17 protein-coding genes are annotated in these 24,845 nt (G+C 53.7%); 10 read left to right on the top strand and 7 right to left on the bottom strand.

The genetic code is table 11. From position 1 onward, the window contains the following. The first annotated feature begins 133 nt into the window (after nucleotides 1–133). A complete protein-coding gene (locus tag V9K92_RS15730) occupies nucleotides 134–2,017 on the top strand; it encodes a 5'-nucleotidase C-terminal domain-containing protein (RefSeq protein WP_337354408.1) in 1,884 nt (627 codons plus the stop codon). A gap of 166 nt (nucleotides 2,018–2,183) precedes the next feature. Here V9K92_RS15730 and V9K92_RS15725 read toward each other — a convergent pair whose 3' ends face one another. After that, a complete protein-coding gene (locus tag V9K92_RS15725) occupies nucleotides 2,184–3,662 on the bottom strand; it encodes an NCS1 family nucleobase:cation symporter-1 (protein WP_337354407.1) in 1,479 nt (492 codons plus the stop codon). 265 nt (nucleotides 3,663–3,927) lie between these two features. On the opposite strand from V9K92_RS15725, the gene hemH reads away from it, so the two are divergent. The 3 genes from hemH to V9K92_RS15710 all read left to right on the top strand — a co-directional run bounded on the left by hemH (nucleotide 3,928) and on the right by V9K92_RS15710 (nucleotide 6,523). Then, on the top strand, nucleotides 3,928–4,956 hold the full coding sequence (gene hemH / locus V9K92_RS15720) for a ferrochelatase (RefSeq protein WP_307286215.1): 1,029 nt from the start codon (nucleotides 3,928–3,930) through the stop codon (nucleotides 4,954–4,956). Between the two features lie 103 nt (nucleotides 4,957–5,059). Next, nucleotides 5,060–6,046: an SPFH domain-containing protein gene (locus tag V9K92_RS15715; RefSeq protein ID WP_307279917.1), complete on the top strand. Its 987-nt coding sequence runs from the start codon at nucleotides 5,060–5,062 to the stop codon at nucleotides 6,044–6,046. Nucleotides 6,047–6,064: 18 nt separating this feature from the next. Further along, nucleotides 6,065–6,523, top strand: coding sequence for an NfeD family protein (locus V9K92_RS15710; protein ID WP_115052256.1), 459 nt, complete (start codon nucleotides 6,065–6,067; stop codon nucleotides 6,521–6,523). Between the two features lie 177 nt (nucleotides 6,524–6,700). On the opposite strand, the gene V9K92_RS15705 is transcribed toward V9K92_RS15710, so the two are convergent. Then, on the bottom strand, nucleotides 6,701–7,696 hold the full coding sequence (locus V9K92_RS15705) for a KpsF/GutQ family sugar-phosphate isomerase (RefSeq protein WP_307279922.1): 996 nt from the start codon (nucleotides 7,694–7,696) through the stop codon (nucleotides 6,701–6,703). Nucleotides 7,697–7,852: 156 nt separating this feature from the next. Between V9K92_RS15705 and V9K92_RS15700 the strand changes: the two genes are divergently transcribed. Further along, entirely contained in the window at nucleotides 7,853–9,613 is a 1,761-nt protein-coding gene (locus tag V9K92_RS15700) for an outer membrane beta-barrel protein (RefSeq protein WP_337354406.1), read from the top strand. A gap of 273 nt (nucleotides 9,614–9,886) precedes the next feature. Here V9K92_RS15700 and galU read toward each other — a convergent pair whose 3' ends face one another. Beyond that, entirely contained in the window at nucleotides 9,887–10,789 is a 903-nt protein-coding gene (gene galU / locus V9K92_RS15695; protein WP_162802453.1) for a UTP--glucose-1-phosphate uridylyltransferase GalU, read from the bottom strand. Between the two features lie 296 nt (nucleotides 10,790–11,085). Here galU and V9K92_RS15690 point away from each other — a divergent pair, with 296 nt between their 5' ends. Further along, on the top strand, nucleotides 11,086–12,312 hold the full coding sequence (locus V9K92_RS15690; protein ID WP_115052253.1) for a lytic murein transglycosylase: 1,227 nt from the start codon (nucleotides 11,086–11,088) through the stop codon (nucleotides 12,310–12,312). A gap of 66 nt (nucleotides 12,313–12,378) precedes the next feature. After that, on the top strand, nucleotides 12,379–13,683 hold the full coding sequence (locus V9K92_RS15685) for an SGNH/GDSL hydrolase family protein (protein WP_337354405.1): 1,305 nt from the start codon (nucleotides 12,379–12,381) through the stop codon (nucleotides 13,681–13,683). Nucleotides 13,684–13,890: 207 nt separating this feature from the next. Here the strand turns inward: V9K92_RS15685 and V9K92_RS15680 are convergent, their stop codons facing one another. Both V9K92_RS15680 and gltB read right to left on the bottom strand, forming a co-directional pair. Then, nucleotides 13,891–15,345 carry a glutamate synthase subunit beta gene (locus tag V9K92_RS15680; RefSeq protein ID WP_115052251.1) on the bottom strand — a complete coding sequence of 485 codons (1,455 nt, stop codon included), beginning with the start codon at nucleotides 15,343–15,345 and terminating at the stop codon, nucleotides 13,891–13,893. Between the two features lie 113 nt (nucleotides 15,346–15,458). Then, complete coding sequence (gene gltB / locus V9K92_RS15675) at nucleotides 15,459–20,177, bottom strand: glutamate synthase large subunit (RefSeq protein ID WP_337354404.1); 4,719 nt, start codon at nucleotides 20,175–20,177, stop codon at nucleotides 15,459–15,461. A 429-nt stretch (nucleotides 20,178–20,606) separates the two neighbouring features. On the opposite strand from gltB, the gene V9K92_RS15670 reads away from it, so the two are divergent. Then, nucleotides 20,607–21,656 (top strand): beta-eliminating lyase-related protein, encoded by a 1,050-nt coding sequence (locus tag V9K92_RS15670; protein WP_115052250.1) that lies wholly within the window; start codon nucleotides 20,607–20,609, stop codon nucleotides 21,654–21,656. Nucleotides 21,657–21,702: 46 nt separating this feature from the next. Here V9K92_RS15670 and V9K92_RS15665 read toward each other — a convergent pair whose 3' ends face one another. Continuing rightward, on the bottom strand, nucleotides 21,703–22,170 hold the full coding sequence (locus tag V9K92_RS15665) for an Hsp20 family protein (RefSeq protein WP_115052249.1): 468 nt from the start codon (nucleotides 22,168–22,170) through the stop codon (nucleotides 21,703–21,705). 268 nt (nucleotides 22,171–22,438) lie between these two features. Here V9K92_RS15665 and V9K92_RS15660 point away from each other — a divergent pair, with 268 nt between their 5' ends. Together V9K92_RS15660 and V9K92_RS15655 are read left to right on the top strand one after the other, a co-directional pair. Next, the gene (locus V9K92_RS15660; protein WP_115052248.1) at nucleotides 22,439–22,861 is read left to right on the top strand and encodes a hypothetical protein; all 423 of its coding nucleotides are present in this window, start codon (nucleotides 22,439–22,441) and stop codon (nucleotides 22,859–22,861) included. Nucleotides 22,862–23,045: 184 nt separating this feature from the next. Next, the gene (locus tag V9K92_RS15655) at nucleotides 23,046–24,029 is read left to right on the top strand and encodes an alpha/beta hydrolase (protein ID WP_337354403.1); all 984 of its coding nucleotides are present in this window, start codon (nucleotides 23,046–23,048) and stop codon (nucleotides 24,027–24,029) included. Here V9K92_RS15655 and hisN read toward each other — a convergent pair. Continuing rightward, nucleotides 24,019–24,792, bottom strand: coding sequence for a histidinol-phosphatase (gene hisN / locus V9K92_RS15650; RefSeq protein ID WP_115052246.1), 774 nt, complete (start codon nucleotides 24,790–24,792; stop codon nucleotides 24,019–24,021). The two genes, V9K92_RS15655 and hisN, sit on opposite strands and share 11 nt — an antisense overlap. Nucleotides 24,793–24,845 lie beyond the last annotated feature (53 nt).

Here is a 24,845-nt window from a genome sequence, read left to right as displayed (position 1 = left end):
AATATTGCCTTGGCGTGTTTACACAGGCTTGTTTTCCTCTCTTGCATCGTGTGCAAAGTGATGAAACCATGGCTTTGTCACAAGCACATCAAGGTGCTGATGTATTACCACATCGAATTGAACGGAGCAGGTCATGTCCAGAATTCTCGGCAAGCTTTTTCTAGCTGCCTCCGCCCTCGGCATCAGCGCGGGAAGCGCCATGGCCGACTATACGCTCAATATTCTGCACATTAACGACCTGCATTCCCGCATCGAAGCCATCAACAAATATGATTCCACCTGTTCGCCCGAAGAGACGACCAAGAATGAGTGTTTCGGCGGCATTGCGCGCGTAAAAGCCAAGATCGATGAACGCCGCGCGGCACTTTCCAAGGACGGCGGCAATGTCATTGTGCTCAACGCTGGCGATGAATTCCAGGGCTCCTTGTTTTACACAACCTATAAGGGCGATGACACCGCCGAGTTTCTGAATGCAATTGGCTATGATGCCATGGCGCTGGGCAATCATGAATTTGACGGTGGCCCGTCAGTGTTGGGTAAATTCCTCGATAAGGTCAAAATCCCCATCATTTCCAGCAATACCCAGGCTGATTCAGAACCGCTGATCGCGGGTAAGTTCAAACCCTATCTGATCAAGGAAATCGGCGGCCAGAAAATCGGAATCATATCCGCCCTGACGACCGATACGGCTGAAATCTCTACACCCGGACCCACTGTCAAATTCGCGGATGAGATCGAGACCCTGACAAAGCTCGTTGGCACATTAAAAGCTGAGGGCGTCAACAAGATCATCGCGCTCAACCATACCGGCTATTTTGAGGATGAAGAGATTGCGGCCAAGGTCGACGGTATTGATGTGATCGTCGGCGGTCATAGCCATACTCTGCTTTCCAGTACTGATCCTGACTCTGGCGGCCCCTACCCCACCCTCGTCAAAAATCCCGCAGGACGTGAGGTTCCAATCGTTCAGGCCAAGGCCTATTCCAAATATCTGGGCGAGCTCAAAGTCACCTTTGATGATGACGGCAATGTCACGGCAAGCTCCGGCGCGCCGATCCTGCTCGACTCTTCAGTCACGCCGGATGCAGCCCTTGTTGCCCGCGTGGCCGAACTTGCCAAGCCGATAGAAGAACTGAAGGCCCGCAAAGTCGCCGATACTGCAGGCGAGATCGACGGCTCTCGTGAAGTCTGCCGCATCGGCGAATGCAGCATGGGCAATCTTGTCGCCGACGCAATGCTTGATCGCGTCAAGGCGCAAGGTGTGACTATTGCCATCATCAATGGCGGCGGCTTGCGCGCCTCAATTGATGCCGGTGAAGTGACCATGGGCGAGGTTCTGACTGTTCTACCCTTCCAGAACACCCTTGCGACATTCCAGTTGCGCGGCTCGGATGTCGTTGCGGCGCTGGAGAATGGAGCGAGCCAGATTGAAAAAATCGCGGGCCGCTTTTCGCAGGTCGCTGGTTTGAAATATACATTCGACATTTCCAAGCCTGTCGGCAGCCGTATTTCCGATGTTCAGGTTATGCAGGGCGAAAGCTGGAAGCCAATCGATCCTGCTGCAACCTATGGCGTGGTGTCCAACAATTACATGCGCGCCGGCGGCGATGGCTACAAGGTCTTTGCCACCAATGGGATCAATGCCTACGATTATGGTCCCGGCCTTGAAGAAGTCCTTGCCGACTATCTCGTTAAAAACAACCCATACAAGCCTGTGATGGACGGCCGCATTACATCCGCAAGTCCGATTGCAGTGCCCGTTCCCTCCGAAACAACGACGCCCGCAGCACCGGCAGCAGACGCTGCCAAACCTGCCGATGCCGCCAAACCTGCTGATTCCGTAGCTCTTGCGACAACCCCGACTTCCTACGTGATCAAGGCTGGCGATAATTTCTGGGATATTGCCGAACAGCTCTACGGCGATGGTTTTTCCTGGAAGAAGCTATCTGAAGCAAATCCCGATATGAAAGTTATGAAACTGCCTGTTGGTGCCGAGATGAAAGTGCCTGCCAAGTAATACACAAGCTGCAATGGCGTGGTTGGCCCTTCGACAGGCTCAGGAGGGCGAACCACGCACAGCCTAGATGCAGCAGCCTATCCCCTTACGGTGAGCCATATACACACCTCACCGTCCCATTACCCCCCCTTGGAGGGGGAGATAATGGGCATGCACCGCTTCAACTTCACGCTTTCGCTCCCAGAGCCGCAGCAGCAACCCGCTCATTGCGCATCAGCAGATAGTGCACACCACCACCTATGACTGCTCCGAGCAGCCAGCCCCAATCGCCACCATTACGGATATATTGCGTGGCCCCAAGCACCGACAATCCGATAGACATAACACTGGCTATCGCCAATGCCAGCAGCGCACGGCTATTCCATCCCCGCTCGAAATAGAGCGATCCTTCCGGGGACATCGTATAGAGGTCTTCGAGTACAACATTCTGCTTCTTCACCAGATAGTAGTCGGCGATCATGATGCCAAAAATCGGACCAAGAACGGCGCCGAATATGCTGACGAAAATGGTGATCGCCTGAGGACTTGAGACAAAAAGCCAAGGGCAGACGAGGACCGAAAGAATGGAGGTGATCAATCCGCCCATACGGAAATTGATCTTCTCAGGAAAGAGATTGGCAATATCATAGGCCGGAGAGACAAAGTTTGCGACGATGTTGATACCCATGGTTGCGACGATGAAGGTAATCGAACCAAGAACGACGATCCAAGAATTATTGATACGCTCGACAATGGCAACCGGGTCAAGAATGGCCTCGCCAAAGACCTGAACCGTACCGGCAGTCACGATCACAACGATGATGGAAAAGACGATGAAATTGACCGGCAGCCCCAGAAAGTTGCCGATCTTCATGGCTTTCTCGTCTCGCGAGAAACGCGAGAAATCACCAAAATTAAGCAGCAGCGCTGCAAAATAGGCAACGATCAGCATGGAGGCATTCGCCATATGCGACAGGGAAGAACCCTCCGCCGGTGGCGCAAGCTGCAGCGATAGGCTGGAAAAGCCGGTTTGCGATAATATCCAGATGGCAAGCGCGAACATCACCACATAGACCACAGGCCCGCAAAAATCGATGAACTTGCGGATGGATTCCATGCCGCGCAAGAAAATCAGCAATTGGAAAACCCACATGAAAAGAAAGCTGAGCCAGCCGAGCGTCGACAGCCCGAATATGTCGTTTCGAGTCAGTTCAACAGTGCTCGGCACAAGGGTAATTGCCAGCGCCTGAACTGCCTTGGAGGCGAAATAGGTTTGCACGCCGTACCAGACAATACCGACAATGCCGCGCAGAACGGCAGCAAGATTGGCACCCATGACACCAAAAGACATGCGGGCCACAACGGGAAACGGCACACCATATTTCAGCGATGGCTTGCCGATCAGGTTCATCAGGAAATAGACAGCCGTTATGCCAACGATCATGGCGATCAAAACTTCCCATCCTGTCAGGCCCAGAAAGAACAGGCTCGCGGCAAATGTATAGCCGCCAACAGAATGGACATCGGACATCCACATGGCAAAAAGGCTGAATGCGCCCCAGGTTCGTCCCTCAGGAGCGGTGGGGGCTAGATCGGCGCTGTAGAGCTGAGGATGTGCGCCGGTAACAAGAAGAACGGGAGGCGTTGCATGCTGGTGGCTGGACATGACAGTCATTTCCTTTGAGTGACGAACGCAGACAACCGATTAAACGCAAGTTCCATGCCAAATGGAAGCCTGCGACGAAAAACTTAGGGGGCTAATGTCCAAGCATACTGCGTGGTTCGGCCACAAATCCCGAAACTTCTTGAATCGGCTTAATCCTGATCTGTGCACTCAACATGCGGCCTTTGGTGCCCTTGCAATAATACCGGCGGACACTAGTTTCTGGCGGCAGAAGCGGAGTACGACAATGAAAATTTCTGACGAGCCGATGGCGACGGTTAAAAAACCCCAGGACCATCCGCATATTGAGACGTCGAAAATCGGCGTTCTGCTCGTCAATCTGGGCACTCCGGATGGCACTGATAAAACCTCGATGCGCCGTTATCTCAAGGAGTTTCTTTCTGACAAGCGCGTCATTGAATGGCCCCGCGCTATCTGGCTTCCCGTGCTTTACGGCATTGTGCTGAACACACGTCCGAAAAAATCCGGCGCGCTCTATGACAAGATCTGGAACCGCGAGCGCAACGAATCGCCGTTGCGCACCTATACCCGCGCTCAAGGCGAAAAACTTGGGGTAGCTCTGGCCGAGCACCCGGAAATCGTTGTCGATTGGGGTATGCGTTATGGCCAGCCCTCAATCGAGCAGGCGCTGGAGCGATTGGATAAAGCAGGCTGCAAGCGCATTCTCATGTTCCCGCTCTATCCGCAATATTCGGCAACGACGACCGCAACTGTCAACGACAAATTTTTCGAAGCGCTGATCAAGATGCGCTTCATGCCGGCGACGCGCATCGTCCCCTCCTACCAGGACGAGGCCGTCTATATTGATGCATTGGCGACATCGATCGAGAAGCATTATGCCACGCTTGATTTTGAACCTGAGCTTTTGATCGCTTCCTATCACGGCATACCGCAGAGCTATTTCAAGCGCGGCGATCCCTATCCCTGCCATTGCTGGAAAACCACCCGGCTCCTGCGTGAAAGACTGGGCTGGGCCGAAGACAAACTGATAACATGCTTCCAGTCACGTTTTGGCCCCGAAGAATGGATGCAACCCTACACGGACAAGACCCTGGAAAAACTTGCCAAAGAGGGTGTGAAATCCGTTGCTGTCTTCAACCCCGGCTTTGTATCCGATTGCCTTGAAACGCTTGAGGAAATCGCCGGTGAAGGCGAGGAAATCTTCCACGAGCACGGCGGCGTAAACTTCACTCACGTGCCTTGCCTCAATGATAGCGATGAAGGCATGCGGGTCATCGAACAGCTCGTCCGCCGCGAACTACAGGGTTGGGTGTAGAATCGCTGCTTTTTGATGTTGCCACTATGGTCTATCGTGTGCTGACCCGCTAAACGGGATAGTGTGAGTTTCGGGCCTCAGGGCCGACCAAGGGGGCGATACAATGAGCGGTTTTGATTTCACGATACCAGTGCTTGCCATTCTCGTACTGGCAATTCTGTTTGCGGGCGTAAAAACCGTGCCTCAAGGTTATAATTACACCATTGAACGTTTCGGCAAATATACCCGCACGCTATCGCCGGGCTTGAGCCTCATTGTCCCATTCTTCGATCGCATCGGCGCCAAGCTCAACATGATGGAACAGGTGCTTGCCGTTCCTACGCAAGAAGTCATCACCAAGGACAATGCCAATATTGCCGTGGATGGCATCGCCTTCTACCAGATCCTCAATGCACCACAGGCGGCGTATCAGGTCAGCGGATTGGAAAACGCCATTTTGAACCTGACCATGACCAATATCCGTACCGTCATGGGCTCCATGGTTCTCGACGAGCTGCTTTCCAACCGTGACACGATCAATGATCGGCTGCTGCGCGTTGTCGACGAGGCCGCGCATTCATGGGGTATTAAAATGACCCGCGTGGAGATCAAAGACATTAATCCACCGAAGGATTTGCTCGATTCCATGGGCCGTCAGATGAAGGCCGAACGTGACAAGCGCGCCATTATTCTGGAAGCTGAAGGCACCCGTCAGGCGCAGATTTTGCGCGCTGAGGGTTTGAAGCAATCGCAAATTCTCGAAGCAGAAGGCAAGCGCGAAGCCTCTTATCGCGAAGCTGAAGGCCGCGAGCGTCTTGCGGAAGCTGAAGCAAAGGCAACCGAAATGGTGTCAGCCGCCATCACCAGCGGCAATGTTCAGGCGCTTAATTATTTCGTCGCGCAAAAATACACCGAAGCCTTCGGCAAGTTTGCTTCCAGCCCCAACCAGAAAATCATCATGATGCCAATGGAAGCCTCCGCCCTTGTCGGTTCGCTTGGCGGCATTGGCGCAATTGCTCGCGAAGTTTTCGGCGATAATGCGCCTGCATCGCCGCCTGCTGCACCAGCCCGCGGACGCACCGTTCCAGGTACCAGCGGAACGAATTCATAATTCGGGTGAGGCTTTGAAATGCTGGAACGTCTCTTTGCGGAACTTGGCCCCTGGAACTGGATCGTACTTGGCCTTTTGCTGATGATCCTGGAAGTGACCGCGCCGGGAATATTCTTCCTCTGGTTCGGCATCGCCGCGCTCATTGTCGGCGGCTTTGTCATCCTGCTTGGCGAAGCTTTCCCATTCGGCTGGCAGGTGCAGGTCATCCTGTTTCTGGTGCTTTCGCTGATCGCCGTTTTCATCGGGCGCAAACTCGTCGGCGCAACCGATGCGGAGTCAGACGAACCCTTGCTCAACCGGCGCGGTGAACAGCTCATTGGCCAGATTGTTACTCTTGAAGAAGCGACCGTAAATGGCCGGGGCCGCGCGCGTGTCGGTGATAGTCTCTGGCGTGTCACAGGTCCGGACCTTGCCGCCGGAACGCCAGTGAAAATCGTCGGGATCGATCAGGGAACATTGCGGGTCGAAGCGCTCTAGCAAAAAACGCTTCAGCTCATTGCACAACAAAATGCGTGGTTCGACAAGCTCACCATGAGGAAGGGCAGTGGGCTGCGGGTTAATTCGCCAGCGCTGCAGGAGTGTTTCCCTGCAATCAACCCACCTTTCCTCATGGTGAGCCCCCGTCGAACCACGCACAATCGAATTACAACGCTCTTATGCAGCGCCGATGCGCAACAGATCATGGAAATGCACGATCCCGACCGGGTAATTGTCTTCAGTCACGATCAGCGCACCAATATTGTGATCATTGAGTAAAGCCAGTGCGGCGCTTGCCAGCATAGTCGGCGGTACAGTCTTCGGGTTCCGCGTCATGACCTCTTCGACGGTCATTGTCACCAGACTGCGGTGCAGATTACGCGAAAGATCGCCGTCGGTGATAATGCCAGCCAGCGTGCCATCGGCATTCTCGACCGCAATACAACCGAAACGTTTTTCGGACAGAACCTTCATCGCGTCGGGAATCAGCGTCCCAAGCGGCACAAGGGGGATCTGGTCGTCGCGATGCATGATCTCGCGCACATGAGTGAGGCTGGCACCGAGCGAACCGCCCGGATGGAATGTCTTGAAGTCACCGGGGGTAAAGCCGCGTGCCTCAAGCAGCGCCACGGCAATCGCATCGCCCATCGCCAGTTGCATCAGCGTAGATGTCGTCGGCGCAAGGCCATGCGGACAGGCTTCCGCCACGCGCGGCATCAGGATCACCACATCGGCAGCCATTGCCAGTGCTGATTTTTCACCCGCCGTCACCGCAATCAACGGAATGCGGAACCGCCGCGAATAGCTGACTATTCCTTTCAGTTCCGCCGTATCGCCAGACCATGACAGCGCAAGAATGGCGTCATCGGCGGCGATCATGCCAAGGTCGCCATGATTGGCTTCCGAAGGATGTACGAAAAAGGCCGGTGTGCCTGTCGAGGCAAATGTCGCAGCGATCTTGGCGCCGACATGGCCGCTCTTGCCAACGCCGGTAACAATGATGCGCCCTTTGATTGCAGCGATTTTCTCAATCGCGCGGCAGAACGCATCGGCCATCGAACCTTCCAGCGCTGCGCCTAGCGCAACTAGCCCGTCTTGTTCGGTTGCAATTGTCCGTTTTGCGGAGTCAACCGCTGCGGACCTGTCCAGTTTGGTGTCATTTATAGCCTGCATGGGCAAACCGTTAGCGCTTCCGCTGGCTCATGTCCAATTTTTGTTCATTGCCGCTTCGCAAATCCGCATGAGCACCGCGCAAAACCGGCGGTCTTATCAAGTCATTAACCATGCTTCTTTACCATCGTTGAAGGTTCGAACCCTTTGGCAAATCTATTGACTCATTCGTCCAAACCACGCGCAAAAGCGAGTTATCGCTTCAAAGCTTCAAGCAATCTTTGCGTCATCGCAATCTTGCTTGGCAGCACTGTGTCTATGGTTTGCGGCCCTGCTCTGGCTCAGCAAACTGTTCTGCCAGACAACTCTCAGTTGCGCGGGTCTATTCAGGGAAACACCCTGCAGACGCAAACTACACGTCCCGCTGATTCGCGCGCAGCTACAACCGATTCCGGCATTCCCTCCCGCGCCTATGAGCCTGTCAGCCCCGGCGCCCTGCCCGCCGAGGATGATAGTTCCAATCTGGGATTGTTGGGTGTACCTCAAAACGACGGCAGCCCTCCGAGCGGTCCAGCCGATGATAGCGGTGGACTGAACCCGCCGCCCTCGCCGGAGGATCAGATGACGCCAGTTCCGACGGCATCAGTGCCAACACCGGAACCACGGCCAGGAGCGCCACGCCCCACAGCCGCGGCCGGAGACGAGAATAACACTGACCGAGATCCGGAAAATCCTTATGACACCGGCGCAATCGAACAGAGTCAGGAAGCCAATCCGGCGGAAAATCGCGCTGAAAAGGACAATATGCCTGTTTCGGCGATTGAGCGCCGTATACCGCGTCCCGATCCTGAACCCTTCGCGCCGCTCGGCATACGGGCCGGAACAGTAACTTTGCGCCCCTCCCTCAGTCAGGGCCTGCGGGCAACAACCAATGCCGATAATAGTTCGGATGGCAAATCCGCCATCCTGTCGGAAACCCGGCTGCGTGCCCGTGCCACGACAGATTGGTCACGCCATTCCGCATGGCTGGATTTTGATGGGACCTATGACAAGACCCTTTCCGGTGAGGAATATTCAGCGCCCAATATTGGGCTGCGTGCTGGCTTTCAACTGGATCTCGGCGCACGCACAACTGTAAAAGGTGAAGCGGGCTATCGCTATCGGCAGGAAGATCCAAGCGCGCCAACAACGCTTCAAGGCACATCAAACCGTCCTGGCGTGCAAGAGCTTGATGGAACGCTTGGCCTGCGCCACGAGTTCGGCAAATTTTTCGGCGATGTCAAAGGCAAGGTCAACCGAACCACCTACGGCAATGCCGAATTCGGCAATATCGCTGTCAGCCAGAAAGATCGCGACAACACCTTCGCCAGCATCGCCTTGCGTGGCGGCTTTGAAATGTCGCCTGCCATCAAGCCCTTTGTCGAGGTCGAGTTTGGTAAACTCATTTATGATGAGAAAGTCGATTTTAGCGGCTATCGCCGTTCCGGTGTGCGTTCAGGGCTTCGCGGCGGCGTCGAGATTGATTTCGGGGAGAAAATGTCAGGCGAGTTCGCACTTGGCTATTTACGCCAAGGTATTGACGATGATCGTTTGCAAGCTGTCGAAGGCCTCAGTGCGGATGCGGCGATCAAATGGTCTCCGCAGCGCGGAACCGATGTCGATATCGGTCTTTTGACCCGCGTCGAAGGCGCAACCGCCCCCGGAGAAAGCGGTTCGGTCTATTATGAAGGAACGGTTGGCATCAAACGTCAGGTCCGGGCCAACCTGGACTTTAACGCCAAACTGATCGCTTCTTTGCGCGACAATAAAGATGATACGGGACTGGATAAGGGTTTCGGTGCCGAGATCGGTGCAACCTACTGGTTTAATCGTTTTGTCGGGCTGGATGTCAGCGCCCGCCACCAGCTTGTCCGTAGCGACGTTGAATCACGCAATACCGATGAGACGAGTGTGTATGTCGGCGTGACATTGCAGCGGTAATACTAAGTTATTGTATTGAACTAATGCGTGGTTCGACGGGCTCACCATGAGGAAGGTCGGTTGATTGCATGGTCCTGCCTCACAACTCCGAGGGCTGCATGATGATTTTCAACTTTGCAGGATTTCGATTCCCTGCAATCAACTCACTTTCCTCGTGGTGAGCCTCGTCGAACCACGCACAATGGAGATGCGATTACCCATTTTCTGAGCTTATCGAAGGGCGAATCACGCAAAACATTGGGAGCAGCCAAGGCCGCTCCCAACTAAAATAGATCACTGCCCCTTTGGCTTGATCGTCTTCAGCATATTGCCAATATTGTCGAACACACCATTGCGGATGTCCTCGCGCCACAGTGCGAAGGCCACATTGGCCTCAACGAAGCCCTCTTTGGAGCCGGTATCATAGGTACGGCCCTTGAAATGATAACCGAAGAAATCCTGTTCTTTGGTCAGTTTGAGCATGGCATCCGTCAGCTGGATTTCATTGCCCGCACCGCGTTCCTGATTTTCCAAAATGTTGAAAATCTCCGGCTGGAGAATATAGCGGCCATTAATGTAAAGATTTGAAGGCGCAGTGCCTTTGGCGGGCTTTTCTACCATTTCCGTCAGCTCAAACCCATTGCCGACCGGCTTGCCTTGCCCGACAATACCATATTTGTGTGTTTCAGCCGGGTCGCATTCCTGCACCGCAACGATATTGCCACCCGATTGATTGTATAGCTCCACCATATCGGCCAGACAGCCATTCTTTTCCGGCTGCATGATCATGTCAGGCAAAAGCAGCGCAAATGGCTCATTGCCGACGATATCGCGTGCGCACCAGACGGCGTGGCCAAGCCCCATCGGCACCTGCTGACGGGTAAAGCTGGTTGTGCCCGGCCTTGGCTGAATGCTCTGCAATTCTTCCAGCAAGGCTGTTTTACCGCGCTCCGTCAGCGATGAATATAACTCGTACTGCGCGTCGAAATAATCTTCGATAACAGCCTTGTTGCGGCCCGTAACGAAAATAAAATGTTCAATACCAGCTTCGCGCGCTTCATCGACCACATACTGAATGACTGGCTTGTCGACGACTGTCAGCATTTCCTTCGGAATGGATTTTGTTGCTGGAAGAACGCGGGTTCCAAAACCCGCAACGGGAAAGACGGCCTTGCGAATTTTCTTCAGTGTCGTCATCGGTACCTCGTTGGTGTTGCATGCGATTTCTTCGTTAAAGCATCTATTGTCGTCGTGAACTCACAAAAGCCGCAGTAACAATTCAAATTTTGATATAATTCCCAAATACCGATTCTGGTTTTTGGTTAGATCCTGGACAATCTGGCCTCAAAGAACGAAAATGCACAGGCCTGTAAAATAAATATTCTTTGCCGATGTTAATGTGGGCACTGAGGAAGGCATGGTAAACTAATTCCTAACTTTGACATGCTAATATTATCGTCTGAACCTGTGGGAACACATTTCGAGGGCATAACATGATTGAAGCTTCGTCGGCATTGTCTAAACGTTTTTGCATGATTGCAGCTGCGGCGGGTCTTATCCTGTCACTCAACGTCAATAATGCCTCCGCCGATGCAAAGTTCCAGGCTTGGATCGCCGATTTCAGGGCAACGGCGATGGCCAGCGGCATTTCTGCGGCAACCTATAAGCGCGCCTTTGCCGGCGTCACGGAGATCGATCCGGAAGTCTTGGAGAAGGCGAAATTCCAGCCGGAATTCACTGCGCCTGTCTGGGATTATATTGATAACCGCGTCAATGAAAACTCGGTGGCAACAGGCCGCGAAATGGCCAAGAAGTACAGCCGTTGGCTGGGTGCCATTGAGAAATCATTCGGCGTTGATCGCAATATTCTTCTCGCAATCTGGTCGATGGAAACCAACTACGGCGAGATCATGAAACGCGATGATGTGATGCGCGATGCTGTGCGCTCGCTCGCCACTCTTGCCTATGCTGATCCGCGCCGGGGCAAATTCGGCCGCACGCAATTGATTGCCGCCATGAAAATTCTTCAGTCCGGCGATATTGACCGCAGTCACCTTACCGGTTCATGGGCAGGCGCGCTCGGCCATACGCAGTTCATTCCGACAAGTTATATCGCCTATGCCGTGGATATGGATGGCAATGGCAAACGCGACATCTGGAACTCCGTGCCTGATGCCTTGGCGACAGCCGCCAATCTTCTTCGCAAGAATGGATGGCAGAGCGGCCAGACATGGGGTTATGAGGTTGTGCTGCCTGCCGGGCGCAAATTCCCCGCCGGTTCAAAGTCCATCGCAGAGTGGCAACAACTCGGGGTCGTCCGTGCCAATGGCAAGGCTTTCCCCAATGGCAGCGTAAAAGCGACGTTGAAAGTGCCGGATGGACGCCAAGGCCCGTCATTCCTCATGACCAAGAATTTTTTCGTGCTGAAAAACTACAATAATGCCGATAAGTATGCATTGGGCGTTGGCCTTTTGGCCGATCAGATTGCCGGTTCAACGGGCCTGCGTCAGGACTGGAATCGGCCGTTTACGCCCATCACAATGAAAGAACGCGAAGAACTTCAACATCATTTGACCGAACTCGGCTATTATGACGGCAAGGTAGATGGCAAGATCGGCAGTGGTTCGCGCAATGCCATTCAGGCATTCCAGACCCGCATGGGCCTGGACCCTGATGGTCACCCCAGCAAGGAAGTGCTGACGATCCTGCGCAAGAAGTAGGGGAGAGTCTGTCGCACCGCGCGAACGTGTAGCGTGGTTCGACAAGCTCACCGTGAGGAATGTGGTTTGACGGCAGAAACTAAAGAAACTCAGAGGTTGCCACTTTCTTTGCAACCCACGAAGCTTCCTCGTGGTGAGCTTCCTGAGCGCTTGTCGAAAGTCGAACCACGCACTGCGCCCGAGCAAAGAATTATACGGCTGGCAGGTTTTGCTATGGCGCTCGGACTTTCTGGGATACTCGTTTTCACCGAAACCGCAGCTGCCCGAACCCTGCTCGATATGCTGATGGGACGTCGTGAAATTTATCGCGAAGATACCGACCGCCTGATCGATGATGGCCGGAGGGTCCGCCCTCGGCCTAAAAATCGCGCAACCAAACCCGCGCGCCCGAAAGCAGTTCCGGCAGGACCGCAATCGGGACCCGCGCCATCGGTAGCGGTTGAACCAGCCATTCCTGACAAATTGCCTGATGCCAAGACAGTTCTTGTCGTTGGCGACTTCATGGCCAGCGGTCTGGCGGAGGGTCTTGAGGCAGCTTTTATCGATAGCCCCGGCGTGCGCGTCATTGATAAGGCCGATGGCTCATCCGGGTTCGTGCGCGACGACCATCGCAATTGGCCTATGACCATAGGTGGATTGATTGAAACGGAAAAACCTTCAGTCGTCGTGGTGATGGCGGGAGCCAATGACCGGCAGCAATTTACCGGTGTTCAGTCTGAGGCCAAGGGAAAACCATTCCTGAGTGAAGAATGGTCGAAGGAGTATCAGGCTCGGCTCGGTGCATTTCTAGATGCGGTCGAGAAAACCGGCAAACCGGTCGTCTGGGTCGGGCAACCGGCTTTCAAAACCAAGAGCATGACCAATGACGTGCTGGCCTTTAACGAACTCTATCGCAATGCCGCTGAAAAAGCCGAAGGCACGTTCGTCGATGTGTGGGATGGCTTCGTTGATCAAAGTGGCTCGTTTACGCTTACCGGCTTCGATATGTCGGGGCAAACGGCGCGCCTGCGTAACAATGACGGAATCGGCCTGACCCCTGCCGGCAAGCGTAAACTCGCTTTCTATGTCGAAAAGCCATTGCGCCAAATGCTGGGTACAGCCACCGCGCCCGATATTGCCGCCATCAAACCGGGTGCTCCTGTGCAGGCATTGCCGGAAACGCCATCCGGTCCTGTCAGAGTTGACAGGCTTGCGCCAATCAGCCTGAATGATCCCGAACTGGACGGCGGCACCGATCTACTTGGCGCCTCCACGCGCTCCGTCCCCGCTGCCGAAAAATCGGACCGCGATCTGCTCATCAAACAGGGTGTGACACCAGCAAGCCAGCCCGGACGCACAAATGATTTTTCTTGGCCAAAACCGGCCAAATAGGACCGACATTGGTACTCGCGCGCCACGTGCATGAGATTGTCATCGGGATTTCCGCAAAAATAATCCGACAAGTTGCGAACTCAAATCAAAATTTCCGGAACTGATACAAAAACAACGAAAACTCTCTGGGAATTGCCGAAGAATCGTCGATTTTTGCCGAATAATTGTAACTACCGCGTGCAATTTGGTTGCGCGCGGTAGAAATACCTATCGAGGGAGCACCGAACTTCCCATTAAAGCCTCATCTATTGAAGCTGCTGCCTGACGACCTTCCCGGATCGCCCAGACCACCAGAGACTGTCCCCGCCTGACATCGCCAGCGGTGAAAAGCTTGTCGACACTGGTACGATAATCGACATCATCCGCTACAACCGAGCGGTTGCCACGACGGTCGGCTTTCATTTCCAGCGAACCGGAAAGCTCTTTGACAATCCCGTCTTCGAACGGACCGGAAAAGCCGATTGCGATGAAGGCAAGATCGGCCTTGATGAAGAATTCCGTTCCGGCAATAGGCTTGCGTGCCTCATCCACTTCACAGCATTTTACATGGGTCAGCTCGCCGTTTTCTCCAATGAATTCAAGCGTTGCCACCTGAAATTCACGGGCAGCACCCTCGGCTTGCGATGAAGAAGTACGCATTTTCGTTGCCCAGTAAGGCCATACGCTCAGCTTGTCTTCTTTTTCTGGAGGCTGCGGGCGGATGTCGAGCTGGGTCACTTTTACCGCGCCTTGACGGAATGCCGTGCCCACGCAGTCAGACGCCGTATCACCACCGCCAACAACCACAACGTGCTTTCCGGACGCGACAATCGAGTCGCTTTTCCAGGCAACGGATTCAATGTTTTCACGGCCTACACGACGATTTTGCTGAACCAGATAGTGCATCGCATCGTGGACACCTTCAAATTCAGCGCCGGGAATGCCTGCAGGGCGCGGCGTTTCGGCGCCGCCGCAATATAAAACGGCATCGTAGCTATCGATAAGCTCCTGAATTGGCTTATCAATTCCCACATTGACGCCGCAGAAGAAAGTGACGCCCTCACCTTCCATCTGACTCACCCGCCGGTCGATGAAATGCTTTTCCATCTTGAAATCCGGAATGCCATATCGCAGCAATCCACCTGGCTTGCTCTCGCGTTCGTAAACATGAACTTCATGTCCTGCGCGGCCAAGTTGTTGCGCCGCCGCCATCCCTGCCGGACCCGAACCGATGATCGCAACATTCTTGCCGGTCTTGGAAGCGGCTGGTTGAGGAATGATAAAACCGGTTTCATAGGCCTTGTCAGCGATGGCCTGCTCGACCGTCTTGATCGATACCGGCACATCTTCAAGGTTCAGCGTACAGGCTTCTTCGCAAGGCGCAGGGCAAATTCTGCCTGTAAATTCAGGGAAATTATTGGTGGAATGCAGGTTCCGGATCGCCTCATCCCAATTGTCATTGTAGACAAGGTCATTCCAGTCAGGGATCTGGTTGTGAACCGGGCAACCCGTAGGGCCATGACAAAACGGAATGCCGCAATCCATGCAGCGTGCCGCCTGCTTTTTGACCTCGCCATCGGTCATGGGAATGGTGAATTCCCTAAAATGGCGGATGCGGTCCGATGCCGGTTGATACTTGCCAACCTGCCTGTCTATCTCAAGAAAACCTGTAACCTTACCCATAAAACTGCTCCCCTCGCCTCTCGGAGGACCACCCATATCGATTTAAATCAACGGGCAGCATTGGACCTTTGCCGAGCATCGCAACAGCGACGCTCGAAGCTAAGGCATTGAAACTATTCGGCTGCGACACCCATCCGCATACGCTCCATATCCTCGAGCGCGCGTCGGTATTCCACCGGCATAACTTTCACGAATTTCGGCCTGAAATTCTCCCAATTATCGAGAATTTCTTTGGCACGGCCAGAACCCGTATAGTGCATATGGTTCGAAATCAGTTGAACCAGACGTTCTTCATCATGCCTTGTCATATTGGCCGAAACATCAACACGCCCCTTATGTGCCAGATCACCGCCATGATGATGAAGCTTCTCAAGGATGTCATCTTCTTCCGGAACCGGCTCCAGCTCAACCATGGCCATGTTGCAACGCTGGGCAAAATCGCCAGCTTCATCAAGGACATAGGCGACGCCGCCGGACATGCCGGCTGCGAAGTTCCGGCCCGTTTGGCCAATGACGACGACAACGCCGCCGGTCATATATTCGCAACCATGATCGCCGGTGCCTTCGACAACGGCAATTGCTCCGGAATTACGAACAGCAAACCGTTCGCCCGCGACCCCACGGAAATAAGCCTCGCCTTCAATTGCTCCGTACAGCACGGTATTGCCAACGATGATTGAATCTTCCGGCACGATTTTCGTATTTTCAGGCGGGCGAATGACAATGCGGCCACCGCAAAGTCCCTTGCCTACATAATCATTGCCGTCGCCAATCAACTCGAAGGAGATGCCTCTGGCCAAAAATGCAGCAAAAGATTGCCCGGCCGTACCTGTGAATCTCACCGAGATTGTATCTTCTTTTAGTCCCTTGTGCCGATAACGCTTGGCAACTTCACCAGAAAGCATTGCACCTACAGAGCGATCCACATTCTTGATGCCCATTTCGATCTTGACCGGTTGCTTGCTTTCGAGGGCGGGCAGCGCCTGCTCAATAAGCTTGCGGTCGAGAATATCGAAGATTGGATGGTTTTGTCGTTCTGTCCAACGTGTCTTTTCCTCGGGCGCTTCCGGCTTGTGGAATATGCGAGAGAAATCGAGCCCTTTGGCTTTCCAATGATCAATCGCCTCGCGCTTTTCGAGAAGTTCGGCTTTGCCGACGATCTCTTCGAACCGCGTGTAACCCATCTCAGCCAGGAACTGACGAACTTCTTCCGCCATATAGAAGAAGAAGTTGATCACATGCTCAGGCGTGCCCTTGAAGCGCTTGCGCAAGACCGGATCCTGCGTTGCAACGCCAACGGGACAGGTGTTCAAGTGGCACTTGCGCATCATGATGCACCCTGCCGCTATCAATGGAGCGGTAGAGAAGCCAAACTCGTCCGCTCCCAAAAGTGCGCCGACAATGACGTCACGACCGGTTCGCAGGCCACCATCGACCTGCAAGGCTATGCGCGAGCGAAGCCCGTTAAGCACCAGCGTTTGCTGGGTTTCAGCGAGGCCCATTTCCCATGGGCTACCGGCATGCTTGAGCGACGTCAGCGGCGATGCACCTGTGCCGCCATCATAACCGGAAATGGTAATATGATCAGCGCGCGCCTTGGCCACACCGGCAGCAACTGTGCCCACCCCAACTTCCGAAACAAGCTTAACCGACACATCCGCTTCGGGATTGACGTTCTTCAAATCGTAGATCAGCTGGGCCAGATCTTCGATGGAATAGATGTCATGATGCGGCGGCGGCGAAATCAGGCCAACACCGGGCGTCGAGTGACGGGTCTTGGCAACTGTCGCATCGACCTTATGTCCGGGAAGCTGACCACCCTCACCGGGCTTTGCGCCCTGAGCAACCTTGATCTGCATCATGTCAGAATTGACGAGATACTCTGTTGTTACACCGAAGCGTCCAGATGCCACCTGCTTGATCGCGGAACGTTCCGGATTTGGCTTGCCATCGGGCAGTGGGTAGAAGCGATCGGGCTCCTCGCCGCCTTCACCGGTATTCGATTTACCACCAATACGGTTCATCGCTACAGCCAATGTTGTATGGGCTTCGCGGCTGATCGAGCCGAACGACATGGCACCCGTGGAAAACCGCTTTACGATTTCCTTGGCAGGCTCGACATCATCAATCGAAACTGGCTTGCGGCCGGTATCGGCAGCCATTTTGATATTGAACAGGCCACGAATGGTCTTGGCCCTCGCCGATTGGCTGTTCACCATATCGGAATATTCTTTAAACGTGCTGGCCGAGTCCGTACGCACGGCATGCTGCAGCTTTGCTACCGCGTCCGGCGACCACAAATGTGCTTCACCGCGCATGCGATAGGCATACTCGCCGCCAACATCGAGTGTAGTGGACAAAACAGGATCATTGCCAAAGGCGTCACGATGGCGGCGCACTGTTTCTTCCGCTATTTCCTCAAGTCCTACGCCTTCGATCATCGTCGCCGTACCAAAGAAGAAGCGATCAACAAATTCCGACTTCAACCCGACAGCGTCAAAAATCTGAGCACCGCAATAGGACTGATAGGTCGAAATGCCCATCTTCGACATGACCTTGAGGATGCCCTTGCCGATGGACTTGATGTAGCGCGATACAACCTCCCTCGAATCCACTTCCGGCGGAAATTCACCCCGCTTGTGCATATCGAGCAATGTATCAAAAGCCAGATACGGATTAATTGCTTCCGCACCATAACCTGCAAGGCAGCAGAAGTGATGCACTTCACGCGGCTCGCCCGACTCAACCACGAGACCAACCGACGTACGCAGCCCTTTGCGGATCAGATGATGGTGAACGGCCGCGGTTGCGAGAAGCGCCGGGATTGGAATCCGGTCCGGACCAACTTGGCGATCGGAAAGAATGATGATGTTGTAGCCGCCGTGAACCGCCGCTTCAGCGCGATCACAAAGCCGCTCCACGGCACCGGCCATTCCAGCAGCGCCTTCTTCAACATTATAGGCCGTATCGAGCGTCTTGGTGTCAAAACGATCTTCCGTATGGCCGATGGAGCGAATTTTCTCCAGATCTCCATTGGTCAGGATGGGCTGGCGTACTTCCAGCCGCTTGCGGCGCGATGTTCCAACCAGATCGAAAAGATTTGGGCGTGGACCGATGAATGAAACAAGACTCATCACCAGCTCTTCGCGGATCGGATCAATCGGCGGATTGGTGACCTGCGCGAAGTTCTGCTTGAAATAGGTATAAAGCATCTTCGACTTGTCAGACATTGCCGAGATCGGCGTGTCAGTACCCATCGAACCAATGGCTTCCTGACCTGTCGTCGCCATGGGCGACATCAGGATTCTTGTGTCTTCCTGCGTGTAGCCGAATGCCTGCTGGCGATCGAGAAGGCTGACATCCTTGCGCAAGGCGCGCGGCTCAACCGGGCTCAATTCTTCCAGGATCAACTGGGTGTTCTTGAGCCACTGCTTGTATGGATGGCGATTAGCTATTTCGGATTTGATCGTGTCATCAGAAACAATCTCACCCTTTTCCATATCGATCAGCAGCATGCGACCGGGCTGCAACCGCCACTTCTTGACGATCTTTTCTTCCGGCACAGGAAGCACACCCGCCTCCGAGGCCATGACCACGAAATCATCATCAGTCACGAGATAGCGCGCTGGACGTAGACCATTGCGGTCCAAGGTCGCGCCAATTTGACGGCCATCCGTGAACGCGACAGCAGCTGGTCCATCCCACGGCTCCATCAGCGCAGCATGATATTCGTAAAATGCTTTTCGATCATCCGCGATCAGCTTGTTACCGGACCATGCCTCGGGGATCAGCATCATCATTGCATGGGCAAGCGAATACCCGCCCTGAAACAGGAACTCCAAAGCATTATCAAAGCACGCCGTATCCGACTGGCCTTCATAAGAAATTGGCCAGAGCTTTGAGATGTCGTTGCCAAAAAACTCGGAATCAACCGAAGCCTGTCTCGCAGCCATCCAGTTGACGTTGCCGCGCAACGTGTTGATTTCGCCGTTATGCGCAACCATACGGTAGGGATGCGCCAGCTTCCAGGAAGGGAACGTGTTTGTCGAAAACCGCTGATGCACAAGCGCGACAGCGCTGACAAAGCGTGGGTCCTTCAGATCCTTATAATAGGCACCCACCTGATAGGCGAGAAACATGCCCTTATAGACAATCGTACGGGCAGACATTGAGACAACGTAAAAGTCGCTCTCCTTGCCACCGTTCTCTTGATAGATACGGTTTGAAATCACCTTGCGCAGGACAAACAGGCGACCTTCGAAGTCTTCATTGGATTCAATATTCGGGTTGCGTCCAATGAAGACCTGACGATGAAACGGCTCGGTGGCAGCAATATGCGGAGCCTTTGACAAAGACGAATTATCAACGGGCACGTCACGGAAACCGATAAGTGTTTGGCCTTCCGAAGCAATAACTTCCGCTACGACTTGCTCGATATGTGCACGCTCTTCCGGGTCCTGCGGCATGAAGAAATAGCCAACGGCATATTGATTGACCGGAGGAAGCTCGACACCCTTTTCTGCCCATTCCGCGCGAAAAAACGCGTCCGGAATCTGGACAAGCATGCCAGCACCGTCGCCCATCAATGGATCGGCACCAACAGCGCCGCGATGGGTCAGGTTTTCGAGCATGAAAAGCCCGTCTTCGATGATCTTACGGGACTTCACACCCTTCATATGGGCAACGAAGCCCACACCACATGCGTCATGTTCATTACGGGGATCGTAAAGGCCTTGGGCTTTGGGGAAACCTGACAATTTATTGGTTTTGACCGCACGATTCTGTACGGCCTGAGCGAGTTCAGTCGTTACAGATGGCGTCAAATCCGACATCGTCAATTCCTCCATTGAAGCCCTCACAGGGCGGTCTTAGTCATATGGGACGGAATAGCATAATTCCTGCCCCGCTTCATGCGGCATATCTTCCGATTGTAGATTGCGGGCACCTTAAGAAGGACGAAAGCACTTGACTGCCGTCCTCAATTATCAGTCTCCGCAAATAGGACAGCAATGCTGTCGTATCAGCGTATGCCAGAATTATTCCAAACAAACAAGATGGAAAAGCAAAAAATAACATCATTCCACGAAAGAAGATTGCGTCAAATTGTCAATTTGCTCGCATTAGTTACGAGAGCAGGTGTTTCCGCTAAAAATAGAATGCTGAATAGTTACTTCCTCCATTATTAACAGTTACGGCTGCTTTCCACTATGCTTCTAAAGGCGTAAGCCTCTGCTCATCCATCCTGAAGAGAGGTTTGCTTCATGCACTTTGCGTCCGATAACTGGGCTGGCGCCCACCCCAAAATTGCCGCGAATTTAAACCGGCATTCCGATGGCTTTGCCTCGGCTTACGGCACCAGCACGCTCGACCGCGCAATAGATGAAACATTCAACACAATCTTTGAACGGGAGGTCGCCGTTTTCTTCGTCGGAACTGGCACTGCCGCCAACTCGCTTGCCCAAGCTGCCATCGGCAGGCCAGGCGGCGTAACCTTCGCTCATCGTGAGGCCCATCTGATTGAGGACGAGGGCGGAGCACCAGGCTTTCTCTCAGCTGGAGGCCGTTTTCAGCCGGTAGACGGTCCAACCGGGCGTATTGATACTAATAATCTTAAAACAGCTATTCGGGGATTCGCCCCCGGGAATGTGCACGCCGGACAGCCCATGGGTGTCTCAATTACCCAATCCACAGAAATCGGCACCATCTATGAGCTCGGCGAAATTTCAGCGATTTCAGCACTGTGCAAGGATAATAGCCTGCCACTCCATATGGATGGCGCTCGCTTTGCCAATGCGCTCATTACCCTTGGCTGCAGCCCTGCGGATATGACGTGGAAACAGGGTGTCGACATTTTGTCGTTCGGAGGAACCAAGAACGGCTGCTGGTGTGCAGAAGCATTGATATTCATGAACCCCGATCAGGCAAAGGACGTGCCCTTTATCCGAAAGAGATCCGCGCAGCTCTTTTCAAAGTCGCGTTTCGTTGCAGCGCAATTCGAAGCCTATTTTGCTGGCGGATTATGGCTGGAGCTCGCGACCCACGCCAATACGATGGCGCGCTTTCTTGCAGAACAAATTGCTGGTTCGAAGAAGATGAGACTTGCCTGGCAACCCCAGGCAAACGAAGTCTTTGCGATTGCCCCCAAGGGTGTTGTGGCGAGCCTACAGGCAAGCGGAGCCATTTTTTATGAGTGGAAGCCGCCCCACAACGAAGAAAACCTGCTTGCAAATGACGAAACAATGATCCGCCTCGTAACCAGCTTTGCTACGACGCAAGAAGAAGTCCGCCAATTTGGCGATCTGATCGCATAAAAAGCGGCGCATCGCTGCGCCGCTCTCCACTCATCGCAGTAGCCGCTTAGTTAGTGGCTTTTGCTTCTATCTGCTTGGCTTCGTTATCGGACAAAGCCGTAACCGCAATCTTGCGCGGCTTCATCTCTTCCGGAATTTCGCGCTTGAGATCAATGTGCAGCAAGCCGTTTTTCAGGCTGGCCCCATTTACCTCGACGAAATCGGCAAGATGGAAACGGCGCTCAAATGCGCGAGACGCAATACCGCGATACAAAGTTTCGGAATCTTCCGACTTTTCAGCAGTCTTTTCGCCCGTCACCTTGAGCTGGTTGCGGTGGGCTTCAATCTGGATTTCATCCTCAGAGAACCCGGCAACGGCCATTGTGATGCGATAGGTGTTCTCGCCTGTCCGCTCAATATTATAGGGCGGATAAGTTTGGGCACCTTCCGGCTGAGCCAAACTGTCGAGAATCGTGAAAAGCCGGTCGAAACCGACGGTTGAACGGTAGAGTGGTGAAAAATCAACGTGACGCATGGGTAAGCCCTCCTTTAGAGCGACAATGTTTGCGTTTTTTGATTCACGTCAGAATCCCCGATGTGGCAAATTCTGTTGAACCAGCAACCCCGATATGGCGGCTGCAAACCATATTTGGTAAGCGCAATTCCTGGTTTCAAGTCTATTTGTATGAAACTGCGACGTTCAATGAACGCAAAATGAACATCATCTTCGGAATACGTTCAGCTCGATGATTTTATAACTACACCCAAGGTCGGATACGGTCCGGCATATAAAGGATAGGACAATGAAAAGACCCCTTATCGCTCTTACTGCAGCCGCCGTTTTGATCACAGGCTTCGCCTCCTCGGCATTTGCTCAGGAACGTTATTATCGCGATAACTCACCTGCCATCTATCTGGAGCAGGACGAATCGGATGGCTATCTCATTCAGGATCGTGGCCGTTACGATCGCGACCGTTCGGACTGGCGCGATGACCGCCGTGAACGCTTTGGGCCACGCGATGTTGCCCGCATGCTGGAGCGTCGCGGTTACCGGGTTCGCGATATCGATTTCGAACGTGGCCGTTATTTTGTAAGAGCTTCTCGCCGCGGCAATCCGGTGATTGTCGTCGTATCCCGCAGAGGCGAAATTCTTGAAACCCGCCGCGTCGGACGTGACCGTGATCGCCGCTCCGGCTTCAGCATCGAGATCAATCCGGCCTACTGATAAAAAAGCCGAAATCATTGCAGATGTAACGTCCCTTCCATCTGCAATGTACTGACCGGAAGCTCTCAGGCAGAGTTTCCGGTCGATCTTTATTTTTAGCTTTGCCGTTTCAGGCATTGTTTGACGTTCTGTCGGAGCGGCTTTATCACGGAGGCAACTTGCTCTTTGAGGCACCCGACCGCACATGATCCGATCACTCGTCGAAATTGCGTCCAACCCTATTCCCGCGGGTACCCGTGTCGATAGCTTTGATCTGCCGGATCACAAGCAACTGCGTTATGCAATCATCCCCGCCAGCACATCCCAGATCCGCGGAACTGTCATTATTTTGCACGGTCGTAGCGAATGTATCGAAAAATATTTCGAAACCGCCAGGGATATTGCGGCGCGCGGTTTTACAGTGGCCACATTTGACTGGCGTGGCCAAGGCGCCTCAAGCCGTCTTTTACGCGATGCGGCGCGAGGCCATATAAAAAGCTTTGAACATTATGTTGCCGACTTCGAAAGGTTTTTTGAAACCGTGCTTCTGCCCGATTGCAAGGGCCCGTTCTATGTTCTGGCTCACTCCACCGGTGCCCTCATAGCACTGCTTGCAGCGCCCTCCATGTCCAACCGAATCCATCGCATGGTCCTGACATCACCCCTGCTTGATATTCCCATGACGCGCTTACAAAGAATGACGGCAAGGATCGTCGCAAACTCGCTGCGCTCCATTGGGCTTGGCAGAACCTACATGCTCAGCGGCCCATACAAGGCCAGGCCTTTTGAAAACAACCCGGTGACATCGGATGCCAGCCGTTACAAGCGCCAATGCGATGTACTCGAACAAGCGCCGGAACTCGCTCTTGGTGGCCCGACAGCAAGCTGGATTGTCGCTGCCGCAAAAGCGATTAACAGGGTCAATCGCCCTGAATTTATCGAGAAAATACGCATTCCATTACTGATTATCGCAGCTGGCGCGGACACCATTGTCTCAACCCCGGCGATAGAGCGTTATGCTGTGCAACTGCGCAACACCACTCTTCTCACAATTGATGGTGCAAAGCATGAGATTCTGCAGGAGGCTGATTTCTATCGCGAACAGTTTTTTGCAGCATTTGATGCCTTCATTCCGGGAACAGGCAACGAACCAACGCAATTATCGGACGAGACAGAGCTTACTGATTGAGCAAGGCCAGCGCTTTGGCGTGCAGTTCCGGTGTAGCCGCCGCAACAATGTCGCCTGCTTTTTCCGCCGCGCCACCATCCCAGGTTGTGATAACACCACCGGCCTTTTCGATGATAGGAATCAACGCCACGATATCATATGGGTGAAGTCCGGTTTCGATCACCAAGTCGACAAATCCTGATGCTAACATTGCGTAAGCGTAGCAATCTGTCCCGTAACGCGCGAGGCGCGCCGTCGACTCGATCCTGTCATAGGCTTCCCGCTGCGCACCCTTGAAGAGCGCTGGCGTAGTCGTAAACAATGTTGCCTCGGCCAGTTCGGTGGTCTTGCGCGTTTGCAAACGCCGAACCCCGTCAGGTCCTTCGTACCAAGAGGCATCGCCATCGCACATGAAAAGCTCGCGCGTGAATGGCTGAGACATTACCCCCGCCACCGCATCGCCATTGATTGTTAGTCCAGCCAGCGTTCCCCATACCGGCAGGCCGGAGATGAAGGCCCGCGTCCCATCAATAGGATCAATGACCCAAATGTTTGGCTGCGCTAAATTCTCTCCACCAAATTCCTCGCCTAAAATTCCATGTTCGGGGAAAGTTGCATTTATCAAGCTACGTATGGCTCGCTCGGCTTCCCTGTCAGCTTCGGTAACCGGATCAAACCCTGTCTGATATTTATTATCGACCAGCGCTACTGTGCGAAAACGCGGCAGTGTCTGCTGGGCTGCAACCTCGGCGATTTGCTTCAAAAAGGTAAGATCGATGACCAAAATAGCTCCTGATGACTTTATTATTCTCTTTTGTGATCAAACCGCGCAATTTA

Origin of the sequence: Phyllobacterium sp. CCNWLW109 (assembly GCF_037203905.1) — a bacterium.
Taxonomy (GTDB): Bacteria; Pseudomonadota; Alphaproteobacteria; order Rhizobiales; family Rhizobiaceae; genus Phyllobacterium; species Phyllobacterium ifriqiyense.
The sequence above is the reverse complement of the archived record's forward strand: the minus strand, read 5'-3'. Positions and strand labels throughout refer to the sequence as shown.